The organism is Amnibacterium sp. (genome assembly GCF_025463795.1).
Taxonomy (GTDB): domain Bacteria; phylum Actinomycetota; class Actinomycetes; order Actinomycetales; family Microbacteriaceae; genus Amnibacterium.
The window spans coordinates 1-6,039 of the sequence record NZ_JAODBE010000018.1 but is presented as its reverse complement, the minus strand read 5'-3'; the positions used below and the strand labels follow the sequence as shown (position 1 = coordinate 6,039).

Sequence of the window (6,039 nt, the reverse complement as noted above, 5' to 3'; positions counted from 1 at the left end):
GGTGATGAGCACCGGCCCGGGCTTGTTCGGGTTCTCCGTCTTCGTGAACGAGAGTCGCACGAACTCGGTGTGCACTCCCGAGAGTCCGTCGAGCAGGAACTGGGGCTTCAGCGAGACGACCATGTCTCCGCCGGTCAGGACGGCGTCGAGCTGCTCGGACGCCTGCGCCTGCTCGCCGCCCGCCGCTTCGAGCGTCACGCCCTCCGCGGTGAACGAGTACTTCAACGCCGCCTCGCGCTCGAGCACCAGCTGCACGCGCCGCGTGGCCTCCACGAGCTCGGCGGCGCTCAGCACCGCGAAGTGGTCGACGACGTCGGGGAACAGGCGGCGGACCGGCGGGAAGTTGCCCTTGATGAGCAGCGACGTGACCGTGCGGCGGTCGGCCGTGAAGCCGATGAGCTCGCGGTCCCCGCCGCGGGTGATCGAGATCGTGACGTCGCCGCTGCCGCCGAACGTGCGCCCGACCTCCTGCAGGGTGCGGGCCGGCACGAGTGCGGTGCTGTCCCCGGTCTGCTCCGTGTGCCACTCGATCGCCCGGATGGCGACCCGGTACCGGTCCGTCGCGACGAGCCCGAGGGAGTGCTCGCCCGCCTCGAGCTGCACACCGGTGATCACGGGAGTCACGTCGTCCCGCGATGCGGCGACCACCACCTGGGCGATCGCGGCGGAGAAGTTGCCCGCCGGGATGACGCCCGTCGGCTCTCCGACGACCGGGAGGCTCGGGTATTCCGCCACGGGCATGCTGAGGAGGGTGAACCGTGCGCTGCCGCCGCTCACGATCACGCGGTTGTCGTCGGTGTGCACCTCGACCGGCGCGGACGGGAGGCGGTTCGCGATGTCCGCGAGGAGGCGCCCGGACACCAGCACGCGGCCCGGCTCCTGCACCTCCGCGTCGATCTCCGTGCGAGCGGAGACCTCGTAGTCGAAGGACGAGAGCGTCAGCCCGCGCTCGGTGGTCTCGATCAGCACGCCCGAGAGGATCGGCAACGTCGTGCGTTGGGGGAGCAGCTTGACGGCGAACGACACGGCGTCGCTGAAGACGTCCCGGTTCGCCTGGAATCGCACTGCTGTCTCCTCATCGCCGGTGGGGGTTCCCGGTGGGCCCTGCCCCCGGTCACAAGGTCGTGAGCATGCTAGCGGGTGCCCATGGCCGCCGATCAGGGCCGACCGCGGCTCCGGCTCTCCACTGTCCACAGCGCGGAATCGGATGGAGTGGGAGATGGATCAAGAAGGACAACACCACTCTTAACAGGTGTGCACACTGTGGATAACCCCGGGGATGCCACGCATCGAGCCGGAACTACACGACTGCAAGATGTCGAAACCGTGCGGAGGCGTCCTCCGGAGAACGGGCCGGTCATGTTCGACCGGCGACCGGCTCTGCACACGTCCCTCGTTCGAGGGGGCGCTGCAGGGGTCCGCCGTCCCCAGTTATCCACAGGCTCTGCACATGGGAGTGGATTCCCGTCCTGGACTGGGATCCATCCCCCTGTTGGCAAGTGTGTGGGATACCGCCGACACCGCGGCAGCCCGCGTCCGGGGGCCGTCGCCGGCCCGCCTCCTCGACCAGCGCGGTGGGGTGCGGGGCTACTTGCGGTACCGCTGGTCCTGCTTGATGCGGCTGGTCAGCTCCGACACCTGGTTGTAGATCGAGCGGCGCTCCTTCATGAGCTCGCTGATCTTCTTGTTCGCGTACATGACCGTCGTGTGGTCGCGGCCGCCGAACAGCTGCCCGATCTTCGGCAGCGACAGGCTCGTCAGCTCCCGGCACAGGTACATCGCGATCTGCCTCGCGGACGCGATCTGCTGCGACCGGGAGGAGCCGTAGAGGTCGTCGACCGAGAGCTTGAAGTACTCGGCGACCGCGCTGATGATGTCCGCCGGCGCGATCACGTTGTCCTCGTCCAGGGTGATCAAGTCCTTCAGCACCGTCTGCACGAGCTGCAGGTCGACCGGCGAGCGGTTCAGGCTCGCGTATGCGGTGACGCGGATGAGGGTGCCCTCGAGCTCCCGGATGTTGCTCGACACCTTCGACGCCATGAACTCCAGGATGTCGTCGGGCACCTGCAGACGCTCGGCCTGCGCCCGCTTGCGCAGGATCGCGATGCGGGTCTCGAGGTCGGGGATCTGCACGTCCGTGATGAGGCCCTGCTCGAACCGTGACCGCATCCGGTCCTCGAAGCCCGTCAGCTGCCGGGGAGCGAGGTCGGACGTGATGACCACCTGCTTGTTGTGGTCGTGCAGCGTGTTGAACGTGTGGAAGAAGGCCTCCTGGGTGGAGTCCTTGCCCGACAGGAACTGGATGTCGTCGATCAGCAGGATGTCCACGTCGCGGTACCGCGCCTGGAACTGGGCCGCCTTGTTCGTCGCGATCGAGTTGATGAAGTCGTTCGTGAACTCCTCGCTCGACACGTAGCGCACCCGGATGCCGGGGAACAGCCCCACGGAGTAGTGGCCGATCGAGTGCAGCAGGTGGGTCTTGCCGAGGCCCGACTCGCCGTAGATGAACAGGGGGTTGTAGGCCTTGGCCGGCGACTCCGCGACGGCGAAGGCGGCGGCGTGCGCGAACCGGTTCGAGGCGCCGATGACGAACGTGTCGAACGTGTAGCGGGCGTTCAGCCGCGACTCGGACGTCTCGCGCGCCCGGTCGTCGGCGCCGACCGGCGGGAACGTCGCCGTCGAGGCTCGCGGGATCTCGGCCGCCTCCGCCCGGGGCACCGCGGCGACCGGGGCCGTGCTGCTCGACGTGTAGGGGTCCGGCGTGATCTCCGGATTGACCGTCACGGCGAAGGTGTGGATCTCGAAGTCGCCGGACAGGCCCCCGATCGCCTCCGTCAGCGGCATGCGCGCGCGCTGCTCGAGCATCGACCGGGTGAAGTCGTTCGGCACCTCGAGGTAGATGACCCCCGCCATGATGCCTTTCGGCTCGACGAGGTTCATGAAGCCCTGCAGCTGCGGCCCCACGCGGACGTCGGAGTCCAGGGCCTCGCGGATGCGGGCCCAGGCGTCGGCGGCGACCTCGGGCACGTTCGGCTCCTCCAGGTGCGGCCGCCGGAACACGGCAGGCATGCGGAAGCGGCGGTCGGCCGCGGGGGTGGGGGCTCGACGCGACCTTCGACGAGGACGTCGAGTCGCCGGGCGGGCGCCAACGGTAATCCCCGCATGTTTCCACAGACAAGTCCACATCGGTGGATTGACCTGTGCAGAACCTCGACTTCCGGTTGAGGGAGAAGGCCCGACCGGCCCCATTCGGAGAACGCCTGGCGACGCCGTGCGGCTCCCCGGAGTCCTGGTGTACTGTGATGCGGTTCCGCGGCGTGTTTCCAGCGCCCCACGACTTGCGCCCCGATCCGGCGACTCCACCGGCTCGCGCGGGCACCCGGCACTCCCGAGGGGATCCTCATGACCAAGCGCACGTTCCAGCCGAACAACCGTCGCCGCGCCAAGGTGCACGGCTTCCGCCTGCGCATGCACACCCGCGCCGGTCGTGCGATCCTCGCCGCCCGCCGGCGCAAGGGTCGCACCGAGCTCTCGGCGTAACGCCTCGACGGTGCTCGCCAAGGCGAACCGGGTCACCTCCGCCCCCGACTACCGGCGTCTCGTCCGGTCGGGTCGGCGTGCCCGGGGTGCCCTCACCCTCGCCTACGCGCGCCGCAGCGGATCCGGCGATCCCCTGCGGGTCGGCGTCATCGTCGCCCGCAACGTCGGCGGGGCCGTCGTGCGCAACCGCGTCCGTCGGCGCATCAAGGCCGCGACCTGGCCGCTGACCTCCGAGGTCACCGGCCTGGACGTCGTCGTGCGCGCCCTCCCGGCAGCCGCCGCCGCGACCTGGCCGGAGCTCGCCGGCGAGGTCGGCGACCACGTGCGGACCCTCGCCGCGACGGTGCGGCGATGATCGGCCGCATCGGCGTCGCGCTGCTGCTCGCCCCCCGCAACGCCGTGATCGTTCTGCTGAAGGCGTACCGCGCCGTGATCTCACCGCTCTACGGCGATGTGTGCAGGTACCATCCATCCTGCTCGCGCTACGCGCTCGAGGCCGTGCAGCAGTCCGGCGTCGTGATCGGTTCGGCGCTGGCGCTGGCCCGGATCGTCCGGTGCAATCCGTGGTCCCGGGGAGGCGTGGACGATCCGCCTCGGCGGCTGAGACCCACCTACCGCATCACCAAGCTCGGCTTCGTCGGGCACGTCGAGCACTCAGGAGCCTGACCCAAGTGGACATCTTCGGCACCATCCTCTGGCCCTTCAAATGGGTCATCGAGGCGATCCTGGTCGCGTTCCACAGCGGCTGGACCGCGATCGGGATGAACCCGGACGACGGGCTCACCTGGATCCTGTCCATCCTCGGCCTCGTGCTCGTCGTGCGCGCCGCGCTCATCCCGCTCTTCGTGCGGCAGATCAAGAGCCAGCGCAAGATGCTCGAGATCGCGCCGCAGCTGAAGAAGATCCAGGAGAAGTACAAGGGCAAGCGCGACCAGTTCTCCCGCGAGGCGATGAGCCGGGAGACGATGGAGCTCTACAAGCGCACCGGCACGAGCCCGTTCTCCTCATGCCTGCCGCTCGTGGCGCAGATGCCGATCTTCTTCAGCCTCTTCCAGGTGCTCGACAACGCGCAGAAGCACCCCGAGGCCGCCGGCATCGGCCTGCTCTCGGCACCGCTCGCGCACTCGTTCGGCACGGCGAAGCTGTTCACCGCGCCGCTCGCCGCGACGCTCACCGCGAACCAGGGCATCCCGCTCGTCACGGTGATCGCCGTCGGGATGATCGCCCTGATGACCGCGTCGCAGTTCATCACGCAGCTGCAGATCATGTCGAAGAACCAGTCTCCGCAGATGAAGGAGAGCCCGATGTACAAGCAGCAGAAGGTGCTGCTGTACATCCTTCCGCTGGTCTTTGCATTCTCCGGCTTTGCCTTCCCGCTCGGCGTGATGTTCTACTGGCTCACGTCCAACTTCTGGACCATGGTTCAGCAGTTCATCGTCATCCGGAATCTCCCGACTCCCGGAAGCGAGGCCGCTCAGGCCCGTGAGGCACGCCTGGCGACGAAGCGTCGGCGCAAAGGCATCGTCGATGCTGATCCGGACGGCGGCACCACCGTTCTGGATGAGCCGCGCAAGGTGCAACGCAGCCAGCCAGTAAGCAAGAACCGAGCCAAAAAGAGCGGACGAAAGAAGTGACTGACACCTCGCGCGACCTCGATGAGCAGGCCCTCGATGAGCTGAGCCTTGAAGAGCGGAGCATCGAAACGTCGGCGCTCGAAGAGCCGGCCACGGTACGGCCGGCTCCCGGAAATGAACTTCCGACGCAGGACCAACTCGAAGTCGAGGGCGACGTGGCCGCCGACTACATCGAGGAGCTGCTTGACATCGCGGATCTCGACGGCGACATCGACATCACCGTGCGTGCGGGCAGGGCATACGTCTCGGTGACCGCATCCGGCGACGCAAACGTGCGCGTACTGTCAAAACCCGACACCGTCGCGGCTCTTCAGGAACTCACCCGCATCGCAGTGCAGACCAAGACCGGCAACTTCTCCCGGCTCATCCTCGACGTGGGCGGGTCACGCGATGCGCGTGCCGCGGAACTCGCCGTTCTGGTGGAGCGAGCGGTCGGACGGATTGAAGAGGGCGCCACGTCTGCGGCGCTGCCGCCGATGTCGAGCTACGAGCGGAAGCTCGTGCATGACATCGTCGCAGAGCGCGGGTTCGTATCCGAGTCCGAAGGCGAAGGCGCAGACCGCCATACGGTCATTCGGCGGGCGTGATCCGCCAACGACGCGGTGCCGCCATGTTTCACGTGAAACATTGAACGCCACTCCCCCACCGATGGAGCCGCTCGAGAATGAACCGGTCGCGGCAGCCGTGCTGTTCGGGGAACAGATCGACCTTGCCCGAGCGTTCACCGCGGACCTCGCGCAGTACGGCGAGCAACTGGGCCTCGTCGGCCCGGTGGAGCGGGCGCGGCTCTGGAGCAGGCACATCTTGAACAGTGCTCTCCTCGCTCCGCTGCTGAGGCCGGGACGGGTCGGCGATGTCGGCAGCG

At 68.0% G+C, this 6,039-nt stretch carries 8 protein-coding genes; 6 read left to right on the top strand and 2 right to left on the bottom strand.

The window, feature by feature from the left end; genetic code table 11:
- The coding region (gene dnaN, locus JWQ92_RS01380) for a DNA polymerase III subunit beta (protein ID WP_297342659.1) at positions 1-1,065 on the bottom strand (1,065 nt) is incomplete at its 3' end.
- Between the two features lie 522 nt (positions 1,066-1,587).
- Entirely contained in the window at positions 1,588-3,069 is a 1,482-nt protein-coding gene (dnaA, locus tag JWQ92_RS01375; RefSeq protein WP_297342658.1) for a chromosomal replication initiator protein DnaA, read from the bottom strand.
- Between the two features lie 333 nt (positions 3,070-3,402).
- Here dnaA and rpmH point away from each other — a divergent pair, with 333 nt between their 5' ends.
- The 6 genes from rpmH to JWQ92_RS01345 all read left to right on the top strand — a co-directional run.
- A complete protein-coding gene (gene rpmH, locus JWQ92_RS01370) occupies positions 3,403-3,540 on the top strand; it encodes a 50S ribosomal protein L34 (protein ID WP_191283652.1) in 138 nt (45 codons plus the stop codon).
- Between the two features lie 10 nt (positions 3,541-3,550).
- Positions 3,551-3,895: a ribonuclease P protein component gene (gene rnpA, locus JWQ92_RS01365; RefSeq protein WP_297342657.1), complete on the top strand. Its 345-nt coding sequence runs from the start codon at positions 3,551-3,553 to the stop codon at positions 3,893-3,895.
- Positions 3,892-4,206 (top strand): membrane protein insertion efficiency factor YidD, encoded by a 315-nt coding sequence (gene yidD, locus JWQ92_RS01360; RefSeq protein ID WP_297342656.1) that lies wholly within the window; start codon positions 3,892-3,894, stop codon positions 4,204-4,206. The genes rnpA and yidD overlap by 4 nt, the downstream gene beginning before the upstream one ends.
- Positions 4,207-4,211: 5 nt before the next feature.
- A complete protein-coding gene (gene yidC / locus JWQ92_RS01355; RefSeq protein WP_297342655.1) occupies positions 4,212-5,174 on the top strand; it encodes a membrane protein insertase YidC in 963 nt (320 codons plus the stop codon).
- A gap of 62 nt (positions 5,175-5,236) precedes the next feature.
- Entirely contained in the window at positions 5,237-5,761 is a 525-nt protein-coding gene (locus tag JWQ92_RS01350; protein WP_297342660.1) for a R3H domain-containing nucleic acid-binding protein, read from the top strand.
- 61 nt (positions 5,762-5,822) lie between these two features.
- Positions 5,823-6,039, top strand: a 217-nt coding sequence (locus JWQ92_RS01345) for an RsmG family class I SAM-dependent methyltransferase (RefSeq protein WP_297342654.1), incomplete at its 3' end; no start/stop codon positions are given.

Excerpts from the sequence above, each read along its gene's own strand:
- dnaA (WP_297342658.1), bottom strand. The coding sequence starts at position 3,069 with ATGCCTGCCGTGTTCCGGCGGCCGCACCTGGAGGAGCCGAACGTGCCC.
- rpmH (WP_191283652.1), top strand. The coding sequence starts at position 3,403 with ATGACCAAGCGCACGTTCCAGCCGAACAACCGTCGCCGCGCCAAGGTG.
- yidD (WP_297342656.1), top strand. The coding sequence starts at position 3,892 with ATGATCGGCCGCATCGGCGTCGCGCTGCTGCTCGCCCCCCGCAACGCC.